Here is a 25,429-nt window from a genome sequence, read left to right as displayed (position 1 = left end):
CACTGCGGTAACCTCTAACGCCTGGAATATCTTGTTGCCGGCAGGTATTCAAACCTTCAGAATTTTTCAGTCCCGACGGGAGCTGTGGTCACGAGCCTGCATATTTTGGCACAGGCGATGTAACTGATAATGCCTCGGGAAAAGAATGTTTGTTGCTCTTCAGGAAGGGGTGAAACCGGCTGGATTGAGATCATCTGTCCTGACAGAACGCTTTTGTTCAGGCTTTCGGATCGACATAAATAAACCCGATTATTAATCTCGATAGCAGCATGTGGGATCCGCTGAGGGAACTGTCGTGGTACAACCGTTTTGCTGTAGCGCCGGCCGATCTCACGGGCAAAATGGACAAATAACTACTCGGGGAATGCTTCAGTGTTAATGTCTATACGGGAGCCAATGTCGAATGAACACCCACTCCTCATCGCAGACATTTGAGTTTGAGGCGGGCGGCAAACTACAAGTGAGATCTCGGTGGCCAGCGGTTTTGTGGGAAGCATAAAGTTTCAGAATGCGAAGTCGTCAGGTGTGGCAACCTATCCTAATAACCGGCAAGATCTCATTTCTCTGATCTCGAGGAAAACCAAAAGATTATAATGCCTATTTCCAGCTGTATTGGCAAACAGGAGACAGGTTTTGAGGATGTCGTATCCGGACGGGATATACCGCATGGAGGATGTAGGAAGCGGGCGAAGGCGTAAAGGCGCAGGGCGCACGGCTAAATGGCGAACGACGCACGACGCAGGAAGAAAATAGGCAGGTAAAAAACTCATCACTTTAAAGCATCATCTCGACTCGGTTCAGCTTTGAGATACTTTTCCTGTTATAAGTCTTTGCAGTGGTTCCTGCGAAGATGAGGGTAATTCCGCAATTACGAAGATGCCGAGAGATGCCCGAATGATTTATCGATCCGGCCGCAGGCATCGGATGGCAGTGTTAGGCGCTGACATAATTAATCATTGTATGAAAAAGTATTGCGTGAAACAGACTGCCATTTGATTCAATATACAGAATCGTAGCGAGGAACGACATTGAAAGTACCATAATTGCAAAATATATCATCGAGCTGCTGGCCTGTGCTGCCCTTCGAGCCAGAAAAGCGGTATATGCCAGGTAAACCATATCAGTGCAATCAGAAAGCTTGAGATTATGGGATTAGTATCTTTTCAGCAGGTATGGCTGCAGAAACCTCTCCAGCCCATTCTTCTCCCAATGGTCCGCCCAGAACAGCAGTAATTAAGAAATAGGCAATCATTCACCGGCACCCGGCAGTTCCGAGGAAGTTTAAGAACCTCCCGGTTCAGAACCATGATACTGAAGCCGTTAGCACATAAACAATAATAATAAGAAAAAGAGCCTGCAATATGATTTAGCAGGTGATGCTCTGGACACGAACCATCGATCTGAAAATTCTTTTATACCAGCTCTCCATCTGATACTCCGGTAACGATCAGAGCCCCTCACAGCAGGACCGAATGATCCGATGAAACTGGTCGGAAATCTGAATGGCAGCAATCCTCGCGATGAAAGTATCATAAGCAGCCAGAGTGTCCAGGAACAGAAAAGAGCAATAACTATAAATGAGCTTGAAGGGTATTTTCTGATTAAGTCTTTCATAGGTTTTAGTTATTTATCATCTGAGACAAAGACGTTTAAACCGTTATTTTGCCGCATGAACCAGGAAGGTTTGTAACCCTGGATCAAGAAGGCTCGATGGTTACTGTACCGGGTGCTGGGTACTGCGTGCTGGGTAACGGGTGCTGGGTACCGGGTACCGGTTTGAGGGTTTAACTTTAATTGGAGCGCAGTGTAACTTGTTGTAAACTCCGTGAAACCCGTGGTAAAAAAATGCTTTCCCCGGAGATGTTTTTCCTACAAGAGGAAAGGATGGATCTCAGCAGCCAGTCGCTTTTTCCCGAATTTGCTCAAACAATTACCAGAGTATCCGGGGGATGAAACCGTCAAACGGTTGGACCCATAAGAAAATGGACATCGTGGCCATTTGTGGTGAATATATTGGTGAAGCCCACAAACTTATCTGAATTGTAGGAAGTTGTTACATGGTGATGCTGATTATCTCGCAAGGACATCATTTACTGATACATGCCACCGAGGTAAAGTGGTATTCAGGTTTGATTTAAAGTATAGCTCTGTCCAGGTTATTCCTCCGCTTTTTATTCCGCTCGATTTTGAACTTCTCAAACCGTATCGATCCGATATATTCTTTAGACACAACAGGAATCTTATTTATCCAGAGGCTATACCAGTCTCCTTTGAATCGGCACTGTCTTTTCGTAATTCAATGCTGTATGTTCCTGGCCCCATTCATAATTTTCCTGACACCAATAAATCACCCTCATAACCGGCACTCTGTCCCCATCCTCCGGCAGCAGTCCTGTAGTTTGCGATGTCTCTGAGTTTTCCATCTTCAAAAATAACACCTTTCTGTTAGCCATTCCATCCGGTTTCATTACGGAGGTTTGTATTCCGTAATAGAAACCAATTGTGTCGTTAATAATTCCCCGATAGAACTGATAGTATAAGCCGTCTTTCAGTTAAGTGAATTATCTTTATTAACCGGTTCATTGTAAATTGTAAAGTTATGAACCAGTTTAGTGAATGCCAGGCCCTAAATTCCCAAAAAGCATAATGAAGTCCTCCGATTTGTCCGTTAACGGACTTGCTGTATTAACCGGCTCCAGAGGAATTCCAGAGATCTCCTCAGATTTTTCCGATTCAAGATTACTGCTGTTAACTAGACTTATTTTTATAGAAATACCTGGTATTGAGAGCTACTACAACATCGGTGTAAGAGTTTGCATACAAGGTATTTCCCTGTAAAGAACAGATGGGGATGGAATAGTATCTCTGAAAAATCCTTACAGCTTTATATTGCTGATCTGATTGATTATCCCAAACTATTGTTAAGAGTAATTCCCTCGGCGTGATTTTTATTCCTGTTGGTTTATCAGGTGCTTTTGCAAGGGTAGTAAACTTACCTGTGATCCGTAAGAGGTACCAACACTTTTTTTGGCATATGCCCTGACAAAATACTCTGTCGCTGAACTTAAAACTGGTTATATCGCTGGTAAACCTGCCGGTATTTCCATCCTGCGTTGTATGGTTGTTTGATATTGTTGGATTTGCTTTGTGCTCCAGCAGACTCTCTGTTGATTAAGGTAACACCCCTGCATCTGTAACTTTCGCCTCCTGATACTGCTGTCGAATAAGTTATGCCGGTTATTTCCAATGTTGTAATAACAGGCATCGCTGGTTCATCTTTTCTGCACGAAATAATTAAGAAAAGCACTACTATAATCACCAGTATTTTCAAAACTTTAGATGCTGATTCCATTTAAGGATCTATTTGACAACTATTACTGGAAAAGTCTGCCTAATCAAATATACTAAAATTGACTCAGATAAACCCACATCCTTATTAATAGATCAGAGGTGTCATTTGGCTGCGCCGTCATTGGTGGTCATTTGCTGCGCCGTCATTTATTGTCATTTACTTCGTGTCATTTGGCCTGCGGCCGTCATTAGTGGTCATTGATTGTTCGCATTTGAATGACCACTGTAATGACTACTGAATGGCAATCTAATGACCATTGCAATTCCGGTGCGAATTGAACGTCTGATGAATACTATTATTTGTTATGAATTGTTTAAATTTGGTATATGTATACTATATCAGATAAAGAGTTATGAAAAATTGTCGTTCTATCATCAGTTTTGTCAGTGCTTACACTTTTTCTGCAGGGTCAGAATATATCTAACTATTCGTATGTGCTGGATAATGGAATCGTTGTAAAAACGGAGAATTGCTGGAACAGGTGCAGGTAAAAACTCCCGGTACGATACAGCAGGATTTAATTTCAACAAAACCACTTGTCGTTAACATCAGTACTGTCGGTGATCTGATATCAGGATCGTCATATAAGGTCTTCAGCGAGGGAAAAGAAATAGATGAGCAGAATCTTACACCCGGGACCTGTTCTCTGAAGATAGTGCTGAACCTCTCGTCAGCCGGGAACAATCAGCTTGATGTGGGGAATGTAATTATTAAGAAGAAGACCAAACCACTGTATCGGTAAAACGTCTAAGAGTATCAGGTGGCGATCGAAGCAGTACAGGGAAATCAGAAAGGCCTTTCATATTATACTTCCACAGTTAACAGATATAAAGGCAACAACCAGCAGAATCTGAACTGGGGTCTCCCAAGGTTCTATCCAAAGGGAAATCATGCAAAAGCAATTCCTCCTGATGAGCCTATGGGTGATTATTACGGGAAGATCAAAAACGGGCACCTACGATGTGCTTATTGCAAATCGAGATAAAAGGCAAATTACAAAAAGTATGGCTGGAGAACTTCGAAATGAAGCCCGATATGTCGTATAAGATCTTACTAACCTGAATGGAGGTGAGATTACATATACCGGCGGGGGTATACGAGGAAAGATTCTGCATCTCTATCCGTCAGGCACTGCAGCAACTCAAAAAGGAAAAGCCACAAGACTGACTAAACTTGAGATCATTTCATATGAACCTGCAACCCATGTTACAGCTTGTCCGCCCGGAACATATGATGTCCTTGTGAATTACGGAACGGTGTAAAATATGAATGGAGAAAGGGATTATAATAAAACCGGTGAAAAAGACGGGAGGTAAAGTAGAAGGAAAAACGACGTCATTTGGCTGCGCCGTCATTTACTAGTAGGGGCGCAGGCCCAGGAGAAGCATACTTTAGTGGAGCCACGCAAGAGCAGCGAACTATTTGTAGAACCCTGGGCTCCAATAAGATCCGGCGCCGGAGCGGTATCTGTTTATGTGTGAAGGCTATCACTGGCGCTAAAAGGAATTGTAGATGGAGAACCTTTTTATCCACCTATTTTTACGGGTATCTTTTGGAGTTTATTAATACTCCTGTAACTTCTTAACAAGACTTTTCGCAGTGCCAATATCAATTCCCGCCATTTGTGCGGCAGCATCAATATCAGGTTCAATACCTGCATTTATATCGGAAGGACAATGTTCATAAAAATTCAGGTCATCAATGCTTCTCTTTGATTCCGGAGTGGTATTCTTAGCAAATAGACCTTCATATTCTGGAAAGCATAATTTGCTTTTTCAGAATATCAGATGCAGTTGTAACCATCGACAAATTGACTCTTAGAAACGGATCGTCAGAAAAACTAAACCCATATTCATTTAAGCCATCAACGAGTGCCGTAAAACCACGGTCGGTGAGTGAAGAAAGGATCAAGATGCCTGTAAGCCATAAATCTTTGGTTCATATCATGCTCCAGATTGTTACGGCCTGCTGCATAGTATAGTAAGAACTTATCGATCAGTTTTTCTGAGATCTTTGTATTATCATCACAAATAAGTCTTATTTTTTTAAAATCCTTTATGTCTTTAGTCTTTTAAGCATCACAAACCAGAACATGTCTAAATTCAGTTTTTCCTTATTCAAAAACAGTATTTACGTTATCCATTACAACACGGGCAATCTTTTTCCGGGATTTTGAAAGCAGATAGTACATAACTCCCGGAATTATTTAAGTACTAAAATATGAAAACTTCATTAAAAAGATGAAAAAATAATATCCCAAATTGGGATATTATACAAATTATTCTTATTTTTGCAAGATGAGAATTATTGCTTTCAAAACATTGGAGAGAGTTTTTGAAAAGCCGGAATATGCAGATTCTGAAGCTTCATTACGGGCATGGTATCATGAGGTAAAGACAGCAGAGTGACCAGTTCCAATGATTTGAAGCAACAGTATAAAAATGCCAGTGTTGTTGGTGAAGGCAGGGTTGTCTTTAATATTAAAGGAAATGCCTACAGATTAATTGTTGCAATAGATTATGAATTTCAGGTGGTATTTGTAAGGTTCATCGGAACTCATAAGCAGTATGACAAAGTTAATGTTAAAACGATTTAATTATGGAAATCAGACCTATTAAAACAGAGCAGGACTATAATTCAGCGGTTCGCAGAATTGAGTTATTATGGGGAGCAAAGAAAGATACTCCGCAGGGTGATGAAATGGATTTGCTGGTAACTTTTAGTTGAATCATATGAGATGAAACATTATCCGATTGCTCCGCCAGACCCGGTTGATGCTATTAAGTTCCGAATGGAACAAATGGATATGACAAAGGCCGACCTTATACAATATATTGGAAGTCAGAGCAGGGTTAGCGAAATTCTGAACAGAAAAAGAAAACTGACTCTTAGCATGATAAAATCTTTATATAAAGGATTGAGAATTCCAGCTGAGATCTTACTGGAGTAAACAGAAGACAGGCAACAATGTATTATGTATTATGTATTATAAGATGATAGAAGATGTGTCATTTGGCTGCGCCGTCAGTTACTTCGTGTCATTTGCTGCGCGTCATTTGCCTTCGGCGTCATTCGTTGTCATTGATTGTTCTACAATTGAATGACAATTGAATGACAATTGAATGACTATTGAATGACAATTGAATGACAATTGAATGACAATTGAATGACCGTTTCTTCTTCTTTTCCTCAAACAATTGCCTCTTCCCCTGAAACAATGTCAGCTTAGAGTCAAACATTTAAGTCTATTGGTTAAGCAATGGTATCTTCGGCTTGAGCAATGGCATCTTAACCTAAATCAATGACATCTTACGATGTTGCGAAACGATCTGTCGGCAGCCTGAACCGGAAGGAAGACCACCGGAAAGAGAGTGATTTCTTCCGTAATTGAAATATTCGCCGTTGAGCCGTTACGCCGTTGTGCCTTTGCGCCGTACGTCGGGCGTCGTGCGTCGTGTGTCGTGCGTCGTTCTTCCCATCATCTATCATCTATAATACATATTACATTTTTCACTACATTAGTCCCTCAATCCACCACCAATGAATGACATTCAAATACTGATTGACGAACTGGTCAAATTCCGCGATGCCCGCCACTGGGATCAGTTCCACAACACTAAGGACCTGGCGCTGGCATTGTCCATTGAGGCTGCCGAGCTGAATGAGCTCTTTCTCTGGAAACCAACAGAGGAGTGCGAAAAGATCGACCGGACCAAACTAAAAGAGGAACTTGCCGATGTGTTGGCATTTGCCTTGCTGCTGGCAGGGAAACATAATCTTGATGTTAAGGAGATTGTTCTCGAAAAGATAAAAAAGAACGGGGAGAAATACCCGGTGGAGAAATCGAAGGGGACGGCCAAAAAATATAACGAACTTTAATTACCGGTACGGGGTACGGGGTTCGGGGTACGAGGGAAGAAGACCAAGATCAGGATATTCACTACCTACACCTCACACCTCGCACCACGTACCTCGCACCTCATACCTAACCCAATGCTGATCTACCAGGCGCCATCCGAACGATTTATTGATGATGTACGGGAAAATACAATTTCCGATATCATGTCGGAGAACTACAAGGCAAGGCTTGGGAAAGAACCGGGGACACCTGAGTTCGTTTCATGGCAGAACAGCCTCTCGAGGGTGAGAGATCTTCTGGAGCTGGGGAAATTACATGACACTTTCGTTGCACTCGAATATGAGGTTCCATATAACCAGAGCAGGCTCGACTGTCTGCTGTTCGGTAAAGGGAAGAACGAAATTTCAAATGTCATACTTATTGAACTGAAACAGTGGTCTTCTGTGAAATCATTAACAGAAGAGGGCAATTTTGTTGAGACTTACACCGGCGGAAGAGAAAGGGTTGTCCCCCACCCTTCGCAGCAGGTTAAGGGATACCATTATTATATGCAGGGTTTTGTTGAGGAGTTTGAGAAGGAACCTACTCTTTCATTGTTCAGCTGTGCCTACTGCCATAACTATTCAAGAAGCGACGGAAAAGGGCTGCATCATCCTGTTTACAAAGAACTTATTGCTGAATTTCCTCTCTTTACAAAGGAGGATACAAAGCTGCTTGGAATAAAGATCAGGGAGCTTCTTGAGAACGGCTCCGGCGTTGAGATCTTCAACCGTTTTATGCAGAGCCGTCTGCACCCCTCCAAGAAGCTGCTCGAGAATGTACATAAGATCATAAATAACGATGTTGTCTTTTCACTACTCAATGAACAGCTTGTTGCCAAGAACCTGATCTGGGCAAGGTACAGGTTAGCGGAAAAGAAGAAGGAGAAAGCTGTAATTATTGTGCATGGCGGACCGGGGACAGGCAAATCTGTAATTGCACTGAATGTGCTTGCTGAAGCTGCTTTAAGGAAGAAGAATGTTCTCTATGGCTGCAAATCGAAACCTTTTACATCGGGACTACAGAAGCTTGTTGGCAGAGGAGGTGAAGTAATGTTCTCCAATCTTTTCCGGTTTATACCGAGCCGCACAGAAGAGAATGAGTTTGATATACTTCTTATCGATGAAGCCCACAGAATAGAAAAAAACAGCAATCACCAGTATACAAAACCCGAAGACAGAACAGATATGCCCCAGATGGAGCAGCTTGTAAGATGCTCAAAAACAACTGTATTCTTTATCGACGACAGGCAGAATGTACGCTCCTCGGAGGTAGGAAGTTCGGCACTTATTAAAGAGGCTGCACTAAAGTACGGAGCAGGGATACATGAAGTAACACTCGAAACGCAGTACAGGTGCATGGGTTCGAATGACTACCTTTTATGGCTCGAATCGGTTCTTGGGTATTCGGATGAAGAGAGGATTTTCAGGAAGGACGACCAGTTCGATTTCAGGATCTTCTCATCGCCTCAGGAGATAATGGAGATCCTTAAGGAAAAGGAAGCTGAGAAGCCCAACTCGGCAAGAATGGTTGCAGGATTCTGCTGGCCATGGAGCAGCAAAACAGATGAGAACGGGGAGCTTGTGAAGGATGTTAAAATCGGGGAATTTGCAATGCCCTGGGAAACACACGATAAGATAACCTCAATACCAAAGGGTTATGTGAGGTGGTATGAATGGGCGTACAGACCGGAGGGAATTAAACAGGTAGGCTGTATCTACACCGCACAGGGATTTGAATTCGATTATATCGGTGTAATTATTGGAAATGATCTTTGTGTGAACAGAAACACCGGAAAGATTGGTGCAGACATCTCCGCCACCAAAGACCCGATGCTGAAAAGGAGTCCCGATAATTTTGAAAAACATGTTAAGAATATCTACCGAACACTGCTCACCCGCGGAATGAAAGGGTGCTATGTTTATTTTACTGATAAGGTGGAAAAAACGGTCAAACTGACCACCTCGCGCCGGTTTAAACTGACCACCTGACGCCGGAGCAAATTGACCACCTCGCGCCGGAGCAAACTGACCACCTGAAAAGAGTTTTTCTCATGTTTAAAAGTAAGTTATAATCCTTACTGTTGGTTTTATATTAACAGAGGGATTATGGCCAATAAAAAGACAGACATGAGTAAACTAAGACAAATGCTGCGGCTCTATGCGCAGGGCGAGAGTAAGCTGAAGATCAGCGATCTGACGGGTGTGTCTCGCAACACCCTAAAAAAAATACCTTAAAATTTATGTCCGCCTTGGCCTGGATCTTGCGGAGGTCGACAAGCGGAGCGACCTGGAACTGGATCAGTTGTTTGGCGACAATCTGATGCCGGAACCCAGCGAAAAATATAAAGCTCTGGAACCCTTATTTCCTCTCATAGAGAAAGAGTTGAAGAAAAGAGGGATGACACGCCAGATTCAGTGGGAAAGGTATATAGCAATGCATCCCGATGGCTTTAAGCCTTCACAGTTCAAACATCATTACCAGCAGTGGCTCCGCCGCAGTAAACCGGTCATGCATATCGAGCATGTTGCAGGCGATAAGATGTATATTGATTATGCCGGGGAGAAGCTTCATCTGGTTAATAAAGAAACAGGCGAGATAACAGATGTAGAGGTATTTATATCTATTCTTGGAGCAAGTCAGTTAACCTATGTTGAGGGAACATTAAGCCAACGCAAAGAAGATTTAATCAGCTGTTGCGAGCATGCCTTATTTTATTACGGAGGTGTGCCAATGGCAATTGTTCCCGATAATCTTAAGAGTGCTGTAATTAAGAGCAGTCTTTATGAGCCTACATTAAACCAGGCATTTGAGAACTTTGCTTTGCATTACAGTACCACCATATTACCCGCCCGGGCTTATAAACCTAAAGACAAAGCTCTTGTTGAAGGAGCTGTCAAGATTGCTTACAGGCGTATCTACTCTGTGCTGGACAATAAAGTCTTCCATACTCTTGAGGAGTTAAACGAGGCAATAAGAGAGATAGTTGAGCTTCATAATAATACAAGGATGACGGGGCGGCCATATAGCCGCAGAGATCTGTTTGAGGATGTGGAGCGAGCCGTACTACATCCACTTCCTGAGTTACTTTATGAATTTAAACGGCATCAGCAAGCTACAATATCTGTAAATGGACATGTTTGTCTGAAGGAAGACCGTCACTATTACAGCGCTCCATATCAATATATTGGTAAAAAGATAAAGATCATGTACTCGACCACCCATGTTGAGATTTATTACAATTATGTTCTTTTGGCCCGCCATAAAAGAGACCGCAGGCAATATGGCTATACGACCGATAAAGAGCATCTGGCTTCAACGCATAAATACCTGACAGACTGGAACCCTGACCGCTTTCTTAACTGGGCAGAGTCAATCGATGGATCAGTCAGGGAGTTCATTGTAGGTCTGATGGCAAGTAAAACCCATCCCGAGCAGGCTTATAAAGCGTGTCAGGGCGTCCTTGGCTACGAACGCAAGGTAGGCAGGGAAAGACTGATAAATGCCTGCAGAAGAGCCATTGAATATGAAAACTACTCCTATGGTGCAATTAAGTCAATACTGGAAAACAAGTATGACTTTTTAACTTATGTGGAGTTAACGTCAGAGATCCCGGTTCATGAAAATATAAGAGGTGAGAACTATTACAGGTAAAAACGATAATATAAAAAGTAAGAGAATGACAAAAGAAATACTCGACAGAATAAAGAAGCTCCGGCTGCTCGGAATGGCCAGGGCTTATGAAACCAGCCTTGAGAATGATAACCTGCAAACCTGTCAGCTGATGAGCTGATAGGTATGTTAGTGGAGGCGGAATGGGATGACCGTCAAAACCGTAATATTGACAGAAGGCTGCGCAATGCAAGGTTCCGCTATCAATCGTCAATTGAGAGCATTGATTATGAGGCAAACCGTAATCTTGACAGGAACCAGATGCTACGCTATGCAGAATGCACTTACATCAGAAAACATGAGAACATACTTATAACCGGAAGCACCGGAATAGGGAAAAGTTACCTTGCTACAGCACTTGGGCATCAGGCATGTACTCTTGGGTTTAAGGTATATTATGCAAATATGGCAAAGCTATTTTCCAAGCTAAAGATGGGCAAGGCCGATGGTTCTTATATACGTGAAATATCAAAATAGAGCGGCAAGACTTACTTATCCTTGATGACTTTGGACTATTACCAATAGATAATCAAAATCGTTCTGCACTGATGGAAATAATAGAAGACCGTCATAACAAAGCATCATTAGTAATAACTTCCCAACTACCAGTAAACTGCTGGCATGAGGTCATTGGAGAAAAAACTATTGCTGATGCAATCCTTGACAGGATCGTTCATAATGCACACAGGATAGAACTAAAGGGAGAATCTCTGAGAAAAGGCAGGGAGAATTATAAAGAAAATGGAAATTTGAATTAAAATAGATAGATTTGTATAACCACTTTTTATGATGGGAAAACTCTTTGAAAAATCAGTAACTTCGATGTGGTCAATTTAGACCGGCTGAATGTGGTCAGATTGACCGGCTTTTGTAGGCTGACTTGTTATCAGGAAGATGTAGTCTTTTAATAATTGGTTGTCTGATATAAAAAGTCTATAATTAACCAGTATATAAATTGCCCATTTTAAAAACATTCCTTAGTTATATTCAATCAGTTTTGAAAGATTAAAAAGTTTTGACAAATGTATTCCAATATAAGGATCAGAAGAATAGAAGCCTCTAAATTCGCCACCTAATGATATTCCATATTTCTTTTCAGAAATTTCAAATTTGAATTGGTAGTAACTCTTTCTATCATTGCTTGGATTTGCATACCCCCAAAGAGTTCCCAATAAAAATAGCGATTTCTTGTCATCTTCAATTGTCAATATAAAATTTGCTATCCCAAAATGTTTTAAATAATACTGGCTAATTATAAGGACCTGATCAGGGTTAACTAAAATTCCTTCTGAAGTATATCCATCGAAATATGGCCATGTCTTATTTAATAGAGTATCTGAATGATAAATGTTGTACTCACGTCTTAAGGAGTTATTTACTTTAATAATTTCAAATTCTGGGGACCAGTATAAATTGAAATATTTACTTGGTTTAGTCAATCTAACTGGCATCCCAATGAATAATGCTACATTGTTTGTTTTAGATGTACTTTTATATGATATTCTATTAGCAATGAATGAAATGGTGTCGTATTGCATATCTAGAAAATCAATACCAAGTCCATTAGTGGTTGAATCCTTTGAGATAAAACTATTCTGATACATTCCTGAATATAAACCTAACCTATTAAATACTAAATTAGGGCTGAAAACAGAGACTTTTGCATAAAGAGAGTTTGCTTGAATTCCATTTGAAAAGTCAAAATTACTTCCAATATTTACAATAAAATTTTGTGGATCATCAAAATCTAATGTATATAATTCTTTAGGATGAAGAATATTAAGGATACAATCTGTTTCTAGACTATTGATTGATGCAGTGATTCTGTAAGCCACATCACTACTATTAACATTTTTACTACTAAAAACTGCAATTACTATTTGTGAAATAATTATTTCCTTTTCCAATTTATTTGGTTTCAAGTTAATTATCCTAGTATATAGGTGGCAGTCTTTTGCGGTAGCTGTAAGAAATTCATCCTTAATTTTGATATAAGTCTCATTCTTAATAGTATCTTTTGTAATTATCTGCAGTGGAATAGTATAAAACACAGTGTCATCACCAAATTTTTTAATGATTACCTTTGTTTTATTAATAAATTCAATAGAGGTTATAAAGTCCTGTATAGGCTTTGTTTTAGCATCTGAGCTCTTTGTAGTATCAATTATAGCTTTTCCAATGTCATTTTTTTGACCAAACATTTTAAATGAACTCGAAAAAACAATCAAGATAATAAGGAATGTTTTCATATTATTTCTAATTAAGTTAGAGAATATTATGTCTTTATTCAAATCATGGTAATCTTTTGTGAATTAATAGAATAGGCAAATATATTGAATGGTAAATTCATCTAATTAATGTACTTTGATTCGCTTGCTACCCTACAGTTAGATAACAAAGAGCAATACCGGGTGTCATGTAAAATAAGGCCATGTGAAAAGCAACCTAACAGCCATGTAATTGATTAGCCATCTTCGTGGACATGCCGGCTTTAAAGATTAAAAAGTGATGCAATTGCTCATTTTCACTCCTGCTTCTTTTGAAATTACATTTATCCCGTTAAGTGAAACAGCAATCGAAAGAATGATCAGTATAACTGATGTCAGAAACAATTCTGAAGGAACTTACTGTACAAAATCCTAATGTTCCGCCAAAAAGAATTGCTGCAAAAAGATTAAACAGTGTAAGATTTCTTTTGTATTTACTATTCATAAGTAATTGCGATAATTTGTTTCGTGTCGTATGCCCTGCGGGTGTCATTTATTGTCATTGATTGTTTTACGATTAATGGCTACTGAATGACACTCCTCCATACTCCCGCCCCGTCAGTCACACAGTAATAGACCAACAAAACATCTTCATTCCCGCATCAGATCAGTGCTTTGCTCAACAATTGTTAATTACTTCGAAAAATTGCAATGCAACCGGAAAACGGATAATATATATGGTTAATAGGAATAGGGGGGGAATTGTTACTTTTTACACGACACACGGCACACGACGCACGACGAACGACGCACGACAAACGACGAACGACACACGGCGAACGACGCACGGAAGGGATGTATTATGTATGAAAGGTAGGCGCAAAGGCGGGAAGAACTGTCTTGCGGTCGTGCGGTCTTGCAGTCTTGCGGTCCCCACATCTCCCACTTCGTCCACCGAAGTATAGCGAAGGTGGAATCTCCTCTTCTCCTTATTCCTCTCAGTCAGGCTTATATCCTATTCTTTTTCGTTGTTTGAAATCAGTCTCTTGCTGCTTTGATTGTTCTAATTGTTTCAGGTAATTGAAAATAAGAGTTACTTTTTCATCGAGTTCAATATCTTTTTTCTCAAGCTGTTCAAGTTTATTAAGTATATCTGCATGAGACTCAATCATTTTTCTCATTCTGCTGAAAATCCTTACTATCTGGATATTAATCTGAATAGCCCTCTCGCTGTTCAACACGCTAGCAAGCATTAATAAACCATACTCTGTAAAAGCAAAAGGTGCAAACCTGAGTCCCTTAATGTCCCCTTTGGAGGTGCCAAATTGGTACCTCCAATTTGCAAGCTCGTCTTTTGATAGTTCAAACATAAAGTCATCGGGAAAACGATCAATGTTTCTTCTTACCGCTCTTTTCAACTGTTTTGTATCTACTTTATACAATTCGGCCAAATCCCGATCAAGAATTACTTTTGTTCCCCGGATAAAGTAAATCTTACTCATGATTACCTCATCAGGTAACAATATCTGCCCTACTAATTTGTCCTTCATTCTCACACTTTTTCATTAATAATGAATCCTTAGAATGGAGGACGCAAATTGCGACCTCCAATTTATAATCCTGTCTACTCTTATTATTTCTATTTGAACGCAGCGAGCGTCTTGATCCAAATTTAAGAAGAATATTTTAAGAAAGGAAGAGATGGATTATGTATTATTTATTATTGATGATAGATGATGAGGAGACTTGTCTTGCAGGTCTTGCGGTCTTGCGGTCGTGCAGTCTCCCACTCTCCCACTCTCCCTTTCTCAATGTTCCGCTGGTTTATCTCTGCGTCCCGATAGCTATCGGGACTCTGCGAAAAACTCTGCGTTGCTCTGCGGTAAAAAAGAACCGCGGAGACATGGAGAGCATGGAGGAACACGGAGGAGAAATGTATTATGTATTAGAGATGATAGATGATGGGAAGAACGACACACGATGCACGACGCACGACACACGGAAGGGATGTATTATGTATGAAAGGAAGGCGCAAGGGCGCAAAGGCGCAAGGGCGCAAAGGCACAAGGGCACAAAGGCGCAAGGGCACAAGGGTGCAAGGGTTGGAGGCTGGAGGTTTGTGTTTGAATTAGTACTGCTATTCCCGGGACTTAATACTCCCCCTTAATCACAAAAAATGAACCACGGATTATTCCTGCAAGCTTTGATTTTTGTCTTGCAAATTTGAATTTCTTTTCCAGCTCTGTTGGTACTTCCATTCCTTCTGAAAGTTTAAAGCCAACTGCCCTTTTTTTAGGGTCATTAAGTGTATACATAACATTGATTGAAAGTCCGCTTTCATAGAATACGTATGTCCATTTGATACCGTTTACAACGAATTCTGATGTTTGGAGGGGCTTTGATGAAATTTTAATGTCGCGTTCAGTCAGAAGAATATTATTCACATAGTCAAGTATATCTTTGCTCCCGGTCGCAGGGTTAACAGTAAAATCATGATTGTATTTGTTCTTAAAATACCTTGATTCGTTAGCTCGTAAACCTGCAAGTGACTCTGAAACAGGAGAAGACTCTAAGCCTGTTGCAGAAACATTTTCAAAATCAATAATATTTGACATGGTAATCCTCCTTTTAATAAAAAACAAACCTTAAATGAACTATTCACTGAATTCAATAACATTTTTTATAATCATATTGTTCACCTGGCCGGTGTTAAGTTAAACCTGACGGCTCACCAACACTGTATGTGTTTTGTGAAGTATTCTGTTTAATTTGCCTGTGATTGATGTGATTGAATTACTTTCCAGTCATTATTAATTTTCTCATAAACGAAAGACCAGAAAAAGGTTACGTTAAAAGTTTGTCCGGTATTTAATTCAACATTTGCATTACCTGATGCCGTTACAAGAACAATTCTTTCAGACAAGACAGTAATTTTCTTGTTTTGAAATGTAATGGTTTGCTTTGTCCCGCTGCGTAAGTTTCCTTTTAAAATGCTAATCATGGTGTCATACTTTGAATAGTATGTATTATTTACAATAAAACCTGCGTTATATTTGTCGTCAACACCGGCACTTATTTTATCATAATCCACATTCTCTGCCGCTTTTACCGCATCGAGAAAGACTGAATCAACTTGTTTTTCAATTTTTGATTTCTGGGAATTTGTCAGGTTTTGTCCTTTTAATTGCCCGTTTAATCCTGCAGTAAGGATACAGATAATCAGAATAGTCAATGTTTTTTTCATAGTCGTTTGTTTGTTATTAAGTTAAATATTGTCGTGCGGTCTTGTGGTCCTTGAATCTCCCATTCTCCCCCTCTCACTTTCTCCGTTGGTTTTGCTCTGCTGTAAAAAGGAACCACGGAGACACGGAGAGCATGGAGGAACACGGAGAATTTGTTGGGGTCATTTGGCTGCGCCGTCATTGATGGTCATTGATTGATTTACTATTGGATGACTCCAAACCTCTCCTTCACCTTTACGAGCCACCACCTTATACCCGGATCATCGGTGGTGCCAAATCCTCCGGGATTGTGGTGGGGTCCTTCAGGGGGAACGCATTGCAGCCATGTGGATGCCAGGAAGTATCCCTCGCCCCTGTCGAAATGCTCAAATGAAGCGTTTATCTGGGCTGTTTTCATGGAGTCGGTATAGACACCGATATTAATGTATTGGTAAAGGTCCGGACCGTTATTCCATTCTTTTCCCTGTTTGCTGTAAGCACCCCAGTATCCTCCCTTAACTCCCGGAGGTGATCCTTCAGTTTCGGCGTATGGTTTACCTGTTGCCCTGTTGCTGTGATGAATAGCCATATCAGCCTCGGCAGGAGGGTCGCCGCGATAGTTTGTGGCAATAATATAAGTACTGTCGGCTGCTTTACCGGCCAGTACCAGCTGGCGGTTATCGAAATTCTTCGCCTTAAGTGCCATACCTTCGTTGTCTACATCGATAAAGACATTGCGGTAATTATGATCCTTCAGCCACAGGATGGTATTGGCAACGGCAAGGTTAGCTTCACTCTGTCCCCATGACATGAATGGTGCGTCAGATGTGCCATAATAAAGGCAGCCCACCAGCACAACAAAACCCTTACTGTCGGCCGCTTCAATGATTTTTGAGAGCCTCCTTCCGTAAGTGGTATCGACGGAGCAGTCTTCGTTATATCCTTTAATATCACCAAAGCGTGATCCCTGAAGATAGACGCTGAAAGAATTGATACCGTAGGATGCAAAGGTATCGAGGTTTGTAATCAGTTCATCAACTGCGTCATCTGATATCAGTGCATTTGAAAACCTCAGACCTCTCAGCAGGATCTCCTCATCATTCAGTAAGGTCTTTTCACCTTTAACTGAGAAAATATTCCGGGGTTGATATAAGTTCTTTGAAGGACTTTTACATGATAAAACAGCAAAACATGTGGCAATTGTGATGAAGAACAGGTTTCTCATAGGGGAATCGTATTTAGGATAAATATATGAAAAAAGGCGCAAAGGGGCAAAGGCGGGAAGAATTGTCTTGCGGTCTTGCGGTCTTGCAGTCTTGCGGTCTTGCGGTCTTGCAGTCCCCCACTCTCCCACTCTCCCACTCTCCCATTCTCCTCTGGTTTTTCTCTGCGGTAAAAAATTAACCACGGGTTACACGGAGTTGGCACGGAGGAACTCGGAGAAGAAATGTATTATGTATTATAGAAGATAGATGATGTGTCTTTTCTTCACGTCTTTTATTGACAAAAATACCCTTATCCAAGAACCTTAATTTATTCTGATTGTTTTACAATAAAACATTATGAAAAAGATCGGTATATTAGGCTCAGGCGAGGTGGGAAAAACACTCGCAAGCGGTTTATCAAAGCTCGGTTACTCAGTAATGCTGGGCTCGGAAGATAAAGCTAAAAGAGATTCTTTGAAGAGTGAGACAGGTATTAATACAGGCACATTTGCTGAAACTGCGTCATTCGGTGATCTTGTTATTCTCTCAGTCAAAGGTTCTGCTGCAGAAAAAGTAGTTAAATCACTTGCCGGAGTTGTTACGGGAAAAACAGTGATTGACACCACTAACCCTATTGCCGACAAGCCTCCTGTAAACGGGGTGCTGCAATTCTTCACCAGTCTCGATGAGTCACTTATGGAAAGGCTGCAGAGACTCGTGCCCGGTGCACATTTCGTAAAAGCCTTCAGCTGCGTAGGCAACCCTTTTATGATTAGTCCGGCATTCGAATCAAAACCCTCGATGTTCATCTGCGGTAATAATGACCAGGCGAAGAAAGAGGTTGGTGAACTGCTCAGCAAAGCGGGCTGGGAGACTGAAGATATGGGACAGGTCGAATCAGCCAGGGCTATCGAACCACTGTGCATGCTATGGTGCATACCAGGTATCAGGGAAAACAAATGGTCACATGCGTTTAAGTTGATGAAGAAGGGCGTATAGGCGTAAAGGCGGGAAGAATTGTCCTGCAGGTCTTGCAGTCTTGCAGTCTTGCAGTCCACCTATCTCCCATTCTGCCCCTCACCCTTTCTCCTTGTTCTTCTGGTTTATCACTGTGGTAAAAAAATTCTCACCCGCTGTGTAATTAATTCCTTGTATTGGGTTTTATAATTCTCATTTAGAAACGAGATATCTATCAGTTGCATGGCACCGGTTAGCCACGAGTTCAGATTCCTGTAAACAGAGTTGATTTGTTTGTCGTTTAATTTCAGGACCTTTCCAAACTCATCAAAATACCCCTTATTGAAATTGTTCTTCTTCCCTCCCAACAACAATGCGGTGTCATCCTGATCCTTTGGCAGGATGATTTTTACATTTAATAAATCGTAAGCCGGCGATAAAACCCAACCAATTTCTGACAACCACATGGAGAAATTTTTTAAGTGCATATCATTATTGCCTATAATAAAATTGAACAGGGATAGTTCAAAAAACCGAAGTTTATCCATTAAGGTATTCGCCGATAGCTCTCCAATTGTTTTACCAACAATCTCCATGGTTCCCAAATACTTGTCTTCCAATTCAAGTATCTGAAGAAAATCAATCATATGTATTCTGGTGTTGTCCTTTTTCCTGTCGATGCGTTTTGTTATGTAGCACAATTCACCCGACGCTAATCTTATCATATTTGAAGGCACGGTATTGATTTTAAACAGTTCTGCCAGTTTCATAGACAGATGCTCATTCTCAGGCATCTGTTTATATTTTGGATTCTGAGGTTTTAAAATATACATACCTTCAAGTGCGTCCATAATTGTTAAACGTCCGTTATGACCATCTTTCAGCACCGTTTTTATCCAGCCCACAGATATTTTAGGCTGCACTCCCGGAACAGTTACAGACAACTCCACAGCTTCCTTTGCCAGTTTCTCCATCTCATCAAGGCGATAAGGCAAAGCCGGAGCATACTTTGTCCCATAGAAAGCTCTGATGCATTCAGGATGGTAATCATCACCAATTGATGCATCCATTTTCTGATAACAATACAGACACCTAGACATCATCGTTATCTGTTACAGGGTGAACACTTACAGCTCCGATAGAATTCTGACAACAAGCTAAAAGGAGGCCCATCCGGTCGTTCATATTGATTCTCCATGTTTCTGAAGCAATTTTCAAAAGCCATCCTTCGGGAATTAACCCGTCGAAAAACGGGAATAGTCTTTTACTTCTGTACGGCATGGATGTTACCGGCATTTTGAAGGTAATGAACAGACCCGGATGATTTTGAATATAATGATCGTCATATGCAAACTCATACTCACCACTTTCAAGTTCTCTCAGGACTCCTGCCTGTATGTTATTATATTTTATAACGGCCTGTCTCATTTTCTTTTGCATTTACAGGGCCTAAAACCTGACCAAACATTATTAACACCTGGTTAACTTTTGATAAACTCAGGTTCTCCTTGCCCTGCTCAATTTTTCTGATAACAGTTAATGCCACACCAGCTTTTATTGCAAATTCTTCCTGTGTAAGGCCCAACTGTTTCCTCCTTTTCTTAACAAACTCAGCTATTAAGTTCATTTTATATGCTTTTGGATATAAAAGTATGAAATATTTTTAAATTATATGCATATAAATATAAATTTTAGTGTTTAATGTGTTTTATATGCGACGGGATATAAAAAAATGTATTATTTATTATAGAAGATAGATGATGTGTCACTTGCTTCGCGTCATTCGCTGCGCTGTCGTTTGCCTTCGGCGCCATTTGTGGTCATCTTCTCCCTGAGTCCTCTGATAGCTTTAAAGGGGGTGTCGGTAAGGAGCATGTTGGAGAGCCAGTCGGGGACAGCTCCTGCGGGATCGAGAAAGCCTTCGAGTACAACATGGGTTTGATCCTTGCCAATTGGAGTGATTGTCCAGGTCTGCCGGTACTCTGTGATTCGTATAAGTTTATCCTTTTCCGGAATGACTCCGTTCAGGGCAACAGCATCAATAATCCGTTCATCGGTAATCTTATTGATAGTAACAGTAACATCAACGCATAAGTCGCGGTCGGTAACAGGTACCGGCAGATCATAAACAAGGTAGTACCGTGCTCTTTTGTTCTTTTCATAAAGCAGTACATTGATCTGAGTGAGATTTTTGTCCCACCAGTCGGTATTGTTAACATCCTCCATCACGGTGAAGATCTTTTCAACCGGGGCATTAATGTCGGTGACACCCCTGTAGGATTTCAGCGACTTACCGGCCTCGGCACGGGTATATATTTTTATACTGTCCTTCTCTTTAATAAAATTCCAAGACTGGGCCTGGAGGTGGGATGAAAGCAGGAGTGTGAGGAAGATGCAGAGGAGGCGGTTTTTGTTCATTGGATGGTTTGATCTCAGATTAGGAAAATGTATTATTTATTATAGGCGATAGATGATGGGAAATCCATTAACCACAAAGGGCACAAAGGTTTACACAAAGGACGCAAAGGTAATTCCAGAATATAAGTTATTTTCTCTTCGTCTCCCATTCTCCTCTTCTCCCCCTCTCCCTTTCTCCTGAATCTGCTGAGTTATCTCTGTGGTAAGAAAAGGCGTAACGGCATAACGTCGTAAAGGTGTAATGGCAAATTAATTTATGGTTTTATTGCATTTGAGACAATGGTCGCGATGCACACTTAGAACTGATCCGCAGTGGCCGCAGGTTCTGCGTTTTGATTCAAAAACAAGAAATCTGTCTAGTCCTTTTTCTTTTATCATTGTCAGATTCTCAATAAAGCTTGTCCGGTATTTAGTACTGTACCTTTTATCGAGGTCTTTGATCCTTTTGCAGGGAAATTTTTCACACTCATAGCAGAATTTTGAAGTTGTTTCCTGAAGAGCGCTGCATTTGGGTACTATGCATGCTTTAACTGAGATAGCCTTATCCGGAGAGTTTGTCCTGCATCCCGGACATTTGTTTTTGTCCCGGAGATATGCAAGGCAGGTGCCGCAATTCATCCCGCATGGTGCGATGAGATGTTTTTCAAAAGATACGGTCTGGATCATTTGTTAATATTGTGATTTGATGATAATTGGTCTCAAAGAGATGCAATTTAATACTTTTTGGAAAATTACGAATCATTTCTCCCGTTCTCCTTATTCCGCTGGCTTATCTCTGCGTCAGCCTGAGCCTGTCGAGGGCCTCTGCGGTAAAAAAAAAGCTGAGGGCAAGGGGCAGGGAGCAGTGGGAAAAACCACAGAGACACGGAGAGCATGGAGGAACACGGAGAAGAAATGTATTATGTATTATGTATTATAGATGATATGTGATTTGTCATTTGCCTGCGGCGTCATTGGTGGTCATTGATTGGTTTACTATTGAATTACCCACCTACGCTGAAGCTCCGGTGGGCGAAGCTATTGAATGACCGTTTAGCTTTTAAGTTTTTTGATATCTGATTTGATGTCAAAGATGTTCTTAATGGAATCACCTGAGACAACTTTGAAAGTGCTGAATATTACGAATAAGGCGTTGCCGAGAAAAATCATGATTAACGGAATGGAATTATCTGCTTTCCAGTAGATCCATAAGCATGCAAGTATTCCTACCCACACTTTCAGCTGGAAGCTGATCACATCGCGGTAATGCTCAGACATGCCCTTTATCTTGTCTTTTTTATAATTCCATATCAGTACAGTTGGAAAAATAAGAGGTATGATACCGCTGAAGTGCAAAATTCCCAGCCAGTTGATGGCATTAACCAGCTGAATTTCATCTTCTTCATCAGGTCCATTTCCTACAAACAGATCATATTCAACTTCAAGAGCCCTGGCTATCATCTGAAGAGTATATGCACGCGGATCCACTTCCCCGTTCTCGATTCGTTGTATTGTCCTGGCACTGACTTCTGTCTTGTCAGCCAGCTCTTCCTGGGTCATCCCCTTTTTAATCCTTAATTCCTTTATTAGCTTTCCTGTTTCCATTTTATTTTTTTATTCAAATGTCAGCCTTATTAAGGTAACTTTCCAACTACAAAAACACGACATTTACACGACATTTGGGAAGAAATGTCTTGCAGGTCATGCAAGTCGGGCGGTCGTGCAGTCGGATCAAAGAATGGGATCCGGGCAAAAATCTTTTCTTCCGCAGGCCTTGCAGTATTTACCGAGCCAGACTTCATCAAACTGATTCATAATGGCCTCAACTATTGCCCGATCAGTTGTTATAAAGCCTGATTCGAAGTTCCTGTTATCAGGACTTTTAATTCCCAGACCTGCCCCGGTGAGATTTGCAGAGCCGGAATAGGCAAATTTGCCATCGATTATGATGTGTTTGAAATGAACCCTTGGACATAACTGCCTCTCCATGCCATCCCACAACAAAGGGTATTTGTCAAAGCTTCTCCTGAAGTTGGCACCCGGTTCCTTTGCATGTAAAAGTCGGATGGCAACTTTCCTTTTCAGCAGACTATCAAGCACACCCAGAAAAGACTGAACCCTGCCTTTGTAATGAACATGCAGATCCTTGATGTCAGCGGTACCGATCCAGACAAAGGAAGTGGCATTCGCCACAGGTTCGATTACCTGCTTGTATAATTGTTCATTTGTTATAAAGGTGGTCATTTACTTTCTGTCATTAGTGCTTCGCAAGTCATTGATGGTCATTTGCTACGCGTCATTTGCCTTCGGCGTCATTTATGATCAGTTCTAAATCTCATACAAGGGCGAAGAGGATCATATAGTTATGACCTTGTTCCTTTGCACATTTGGGGCAGTAGGCATAATGCACATAATAATCGCGGGCAACCTGATCCTTTTCTTTTAGATAATCGCCCATCTCTTTAATAAATTTGGGGATACTGTTATAGGGTCCGTCAAATACACCGGCAACAAACGATCCGGAAATAGTTGTATTATTTGCCCCGACCACCTCCTTCGAAACTGCATAATAGATCTCTGATCTGAAAGCTGAAGGGTCGCGGAACAGGATAAGCGCCTCAGATTTATCAGGAATAGCAGCCCCGGCATTTGTAGCCAGAGTATGCATTTTCATAACCTTTTTTCCTATGGCAGGAGGAAAAGGAATATGAAAAAATGTTGGCATTGATTCTAAAAGGAATTGTTTCTTTTCCCAGTTAAATGTTTTTTTGTCCCATTTTTCGACCTCGAATACAGGACAGCATTCTTGATCTTGTGTTGTCATGTTTCTTTTATTTATAGGTTATACCGATAATTTCATAAACAATATCTTTTCCGGCTTGCTTTAAAGTCACTTTGTCGCCTGCTTTCTTATTAATTAATGCCCTTGAGATTGGTGAAATAAATGAGACTTTCCCTTTAGCGATATCGGCTTCATCTACGCCGACAATCTGAAATGTTTGGGTATTCTTCGGGGCTTCAGTTTTGAGAGTTACAGTAGCACCGAATCTGACTTCATTTTGCGGCTGATCGCTAAGATTAACTATTCTGGCTTCAGCGATACGGTTATTCAATAGCTGCAGTTTCGCATTAATATAGTTCAGCTCGATGCGTTTCTCATTCTCCCTGGCACTGCTAAGGTTGTTTCTTTCATCTTCAAGCATCTGTTTCTCAGCGAGTAACTGATTCATACCAGCGGGGGTGACAAAGTTTGTGACTCCCTCAGGCAGATATGCCCTGTGTGGTACAAGAGGAACTTCTTCCTGGTCGTCTTCTTTTACAAATCCGCGGCTCATATGAAAATAATTATCATAGCTAAGGTAGGAAAAAAAGGCAGAATGGCGTGAAGAATTGTCTTGCAGGTCATGCAAGTCTTGCGGTCTTGCAGTCCCTCCATTTCCCATTCTCCTCTTCACCCCCTCACCCACTTCGTCCACCGAAGCTTTTGCGTAGGTGGATTCTCCATTTTCTGCTGGTTTTTCTCTGCGTCCCGATAGCTATCGGGACTCTGCGTAATAGCTCTGCGTTTCTCTGCGGTAAAATATAACCACGGAGCCTTGGGCAAGCTCAGTCTGACACGGAGTTGGCACGGAGTAAAACCTGCGGCAGTCATTCGGTTATTTGGTTATCAATTACTTAACCTGCTGGCTTTGAAGTAGTCCCTGCTAGTCAGAAAGAGTGATAATACCAGGGCAGCAAGGAATGCATAAAGTGTGACGCTGTCGACCAGGTTGCTGCTGAAAGTAAGTCCTGTCAGGCGATCGGCCAGATACTTGACATATGAAAGCGGAAGGTCGGTTCGCCCGAGTTTTTCTAGTACCGCGAAGTGCCAGTCGGTTAGCGGACAGTAGCCCAATGTTCCGACAATTAATCCCAGGAAGAGCCACGATCCTCCGGTAAGCAGGAGTAAAATAAGATTGTACTTTCTTGTCCTTTTCCAGATCCAGCCAAACAGGTTGAAAAGTATTATGAAAGTGTGAAAGAGAACAAAGAATATGTCGAGAAGTCTCCAGATCATTTAACAGATTATTGTATTAAGTCCGATAAAAAATCCATTAACAGCAAAGACCGGAAAGGCATCAGCCGCGTAAAATCTTCTCCATCTTCCTTCCCTTTGCCAGCTCATCAACGAGCTTATCAAGATACCGCACCTGCTGAGTCAGAGGATTGGCAATCTCCTCAACACGGTATCCGCAGATTACTCCGGTAATAAGGTGTGCATTCGGGTTCAGGGTGGCTTCACGGAAGAAGGTTTCAAAAGTTGCGTTCTCTTTTATCAGCTCCTGAAGCTTGCTGACACTAAAGCCTGTTAACCACTCAATAACCTGATGCAATTCTTCTTTTGTCCGGCCTTTCTTCTCCACTTTTGCAATATACAATGGATAGACCGACGCAAAACTCATATTTGCTATACGCTGATCGTGTGTGACTGGGCTATTCATAGTTTTTTCAGATTTTGTTTTTATAAAGGGCGCAAGGGC

25 protein-coding genes and 4 pseudogenes are annotated in these 25,429 nt (G+C 41.2%); 9 read left to right on the top strand and 20 right to left on the bottom strand.

The window, feature by feature from the left end:
• Positions 1-933: 933 nt before the first annotated feature.
• From IPJ16_08300 to IPJ16_08285, 4 genes are all read right to left on the bottom strand, one after another.
• Entirely contained in the window at positions 934-1,119 is a 186-nt protein-coding gene (locus IPJ16_08300) for a hypothetical protein (GenBank protein MBK7627179.1), read from the bottom strand.
• Positions 1,120-1,320: 201 nt separating this feature from the next.
• Positions 1,321-1,614 (bottom strand): hypothetical protein, encoded by a 294-nt coding sequence (locus tag IPJ16_08295; protein MBK7627178.1) that lies wholly within the window; start codon positions 1,612-1,614, stop codon positions 1,321-1,323.
• Positions 1,615-2,255: 641 nt separating this feature from the next.
• On the bottom strand, positions 2,256-2,453 hold the full coding sequence (locus IPJ16_08290; GenBank protein MBK7627177.1) for a hypothetical protein: 198 nt from the start codon (positions 2,451-2,453) through the stop codon (positions 2,256-2,258).
• A 611-nt stretch (positions 2,454-3,064) separates the two neighbouring features.
• Positions 3,065-3,352 (bottom strand): hypothetical protein, encoded by a 288-nt coding sequence (locus IPJ16_08285; GenBank protein ID MBK7627176.1) that lies wholly within the window; start codon positions 3,350-3,352, stop codon positions 3,065-3,067.
• Between the two features lie 469 nt (positions 3,353-3,821).
• Between IPJ16_08285 and IPJ16_08280 the strand changes: the two genes are divergently transcribed.
• The 8 genes and pseudogenes from IPJ16_08280 (at position 3,822) to IPJ16_08245 (ending at position 11,680) form a co-directional block, all read left to right on the top strand.
• Entirely contained in the window at positions 3,822-4,094 is a 273-nt protein-coding gene (locus tag IPJ16_08280) for a hypothetical protein (protein MBK7627175.1), read from the top strand.
• An 18-nt stretch (positions 4,095-4,112) separates the two neighbouring features.
• A complete protein-coding gene (locus IPJ16_08275) occupies positions 4,113-4,337 on the top strand; it encodes a hypothetical protein (protein ID MBK7627174.1) in 225 nt (74 codons plus the stop codon).
• Positions 4,338-5,649: 1,312 nt separating this feature from the next.
• Positions 5,650-5,948: pseudogene (locus tag IPJ16_08270) on the top strand (type II toxin-antitoxin system HigB family toxin).
• Between the two features lie 2 nt (positions 5,949-5,950).
• Positions 5,951-6,302, top strand: a pseudogene (locus IPJ16_08265) (transcriptional regulator).
• A gap of 590 nt (positions 6,303-6,892) precedes the next feature.
• A complete protein-coding gene (locus tag IPJ16_08260; GenBank protein ID MBK7627173.1) occupies positions 6,893-7,231 on the top strand; it encodes a nucleotide pyrophosphohydrolase in 339 nt (112 codons plus the stop codon).
• Positions 7,232-7,345: 114 nt separating this feature from the next.
• The gene (locus IPJ16_08255) at positions 7,346-9,241 is read left to right on the top strand and encodes a DUF2075 domain-containing protein (protein ID MBK7627172.1); all 1,896 of its coding nucleotides are present in this window, start codon (positions 7,346-7,348) and stop codon (positions 9,239-9,241) included.
• Positions 9,242-9,358: 117 nt separating this feature from the next.
• A pseudogene (locus tag IPJ16_08250) lies at positions 9,359-10,904 on the top strand (IS21 family transposase).
• 25 nt (positions 10,905-10,929) lie between these two features.
• Positions 10,930-11,680 (top strand): annotated as a pseudogene (locus IPJ16_08245) (ATP-binding protein).
• Between the two features lie 219 nt (positions 11,681-11,899).
• On the opposite strand, the gene IPJ16_08240 reads toward IPJ16_08245, so the two are convergent.
• From IPJ16_08240 to IPJ16_08220, 5 genes are all read right to left on the bottom strand, one after another.
• Positions 11,900-13,171, bottom strand: a complete 1,272-nt coding sequence (locus IPJ16_08240; GenBank protein ID MBK7627171.1) for a hypothetical protein — start codon at positions 13,169-13,171, stop codon at positions 11,900-11,902.
• A 956-nt stretch (positions 13,172-14,127) separates the two neighbouring features.
• A complete protein-coding gene (locus tag IPJ16_08235) occupies positions 14,128-14,631 on the bottom strand; it encodes an ORF6N domain-containing protein (GenBank protein MBK7627170.1) in 504 nt (167 codons plus the stop codon).
• A 648-nt stretch (positions 14,632-15,279) separates the two neighbouring features.
• A complete protein-coding gene (locus tag IPJ16_08230; protein ID MBK7627169.1) occupies positions 15,280-15,744 on the bottom strand; it encodes a phage tail protein in 465 nt (154 codons plus the stop codon).
• A gap of 149 nt (positions 15,745-15,893) precedes the next feature.
• Positions 15,894-16,373, bottom strand: a complete 480-nt coding sequence (locus tag IPJ16_08225; protein ID MBK7627168.1) for a nuclear transport factor 2 family protein — start codon at positions 16,371-16,373, stop codon at positions 15,894-15,896.
• A 200-nt stretch (positions 16,374-16,573) separates the two neighbouring features.
• A complete protein-coding gene (locus IPJ16_08220) occupies positions 16,574-17,575 on the bottom strand; it encodes a hypothetical protein (protein MBK7627167.1) in 1,002 nt (333 codons plus the stop codon).
• A gap of 337 nt (positions 17,576-17,912) precedes the next feature.
• Here IPJ16_08220 and IPJ16_08215 point away from each other — a divergent pair, with 337 nt between their 5' ends.
• Positions 17,913-18,554, top strand: a complete 642-nt coding sequence (locus IPJ16_08215; protein ID MBK7627166.1) for an NAD(P)-binding domain-containing protein — start codon at positions 17,913-17,915, stop codon at positions 18,552-18,554.
• A gap of 107 nt (positions 18,555-18,661) precedes the next feature.
• Here the strand turns inward: IPJ16_08215 and IPJ16_08210 are convergent, their stop codons facing one another.
• From IPJ16_08210 to IPJ16_08160, 11 genes are all read right to left on the bottom strand, one after another.
• Positions 18,662-19,615: a HipA domain-containing protein gene (locus IPJ16_08210; protein MBK7627165.1), complete on the bottom strand. Its 954-nt coding sequence runs from the start codon at positions 19,613-19,615 to the stop codon at positions 18,662-18,664.
• On the bottom strand, positions 19,605-19,940 hold the full coding sequence (locus IPJ16_08205) for a HipA N-terminal domain-containing protein (protein ID MBK7627164.1): 336 nt from the start codon (positions 19,938-19,940) through the stop codon (positions 19,605-19,607). Before IPJ16_08205 ends, IPJ16_08210 begins: the two co-directional genes overlap by 11 nt.
• Positions 19,915-20,139 carry a helix-turn-helix transcriptional regulator gene (locus tag IPJ16_08200; protein ID MBK7627163.1) on the bottom strand — a complete coding sequence of 75 codons (225 nt, stop codon included), beginning with the start codon at positions 20,137-20,139 and terminating at the stop codon, positions 19,915-19,917. Before IPJ16_08200 ends, IPJ16_08205 begins: the two co-directional genes overlap by 26 nt.
• Before the next feature lie 152 nt (positions 20,140-20,291).
• Positions 20,292-20,930 carry an SRPBCC family protein gene (locus IPJ16_08195; GenBank protein ID MBK7627162.1) on the bottom strand — a complete coding sequence of 213 codons (639 nt, stop codon included), beginning with the start codon at positions 20,928-20,930 and terminating at the stop codon, positions 20,292-20,294.
• A gap of 249 nt (positions 20,931-21,179) precedes the next feature.
• Positions 21,180-21,596: a DUF3795 domain-containing protein gene (locus IPJ16_08190; GenBank protein MBK7627161.1), complete on the bottom strand. Its 417-nt coding sequence runs from the start codon at positions 21,594-21,596 to the stop codon at positions 21,180-21,182.
• 366 nt (positions 21,597-21,962) lie between these two features.
• Complete coding sequence (locus IPJ16_08185; GenBank protein ID MBK7627160.1) at positions 21,963-22,514, bottom strand: helix-turn-helix domain-containing protein; 552 nt, start codon at positions 22,512-22,514, stop codon at positions 21,963-21,965.
• A 126-nt stretch (positions 22,515-22,640) separates the two neighbouring features.
• Positions 22,641-23,153 (bottom strand): phospholipase D family protein, encoded by a 513-nt coding sequence (locus IPJ16_08180; protein MBK7627159.1) that lies wholly within the window; start codon positions 23,151-23,153, stop codon positions 22,641-22,643.
• A gap of 91 nt (positions 23,154-23,244) precedes the next feature.
• A complete protein-coding gene (locus IPJ16_08175) occupies positions 23,245-23,733 on the bottom strand; it encodes a hypothetical protein (GenBank protein ID MBK7627158.1) in 489 nt (162 codons plus the stop codon).
• A gap of 7 nt (positions 23,734-23,740) precedes the next feature.
• Positions 23,741-24,244, bottom strand: coding sequence for a GreA/GreB family elongation factor (locus tag IPJ16_08170; GenBank protein MBK7627157.1), 504 nt, complete (start codon positions 24,242-24,244; stop codon positions 23,741-23,743).
• A 332-nt stretch (positions 24,245-24,576) separates the two neighbouring features.
• The gene (locus tag IPJ16_08165; GenBank protein MBK7627156.1) at positions 24,577-24,966 is read right to left on the bottom strand and encodes a DUF2784 domain-containing protein; all 390 of its coding nucleotides are present in this window, start codon (positions 24,964-24,966) and stop codon (positions 24,577-24,579) included.
• 61 nt (positions 24,967-25,027) lie between these two features.
• Positions 25,028-25,390 (bottom strand): DUF2200 domain-containing protein, encoded by a 363-nt coding sequence (locus IPJ16_08160; protein MBK7627155.1) that lies wholly within the window; start codon positions 25,388-25,390, stop codon positions 25,028-25,030.
• Positions 25,391-25,429 lie beyond the last annotated feature (39 nt).

The sequence above is a fragment of the Bacteroidales bacterium genome, from assembly GCA_016709865.1.
Classification (GTDB): Bacteria; Bacteroidota; Bacteroidia; order Bacteroidales; family VadinHA17; genus LD21.
This window is presented reverse-complemented; position numbering and strand designations above follow the sequence as displayed.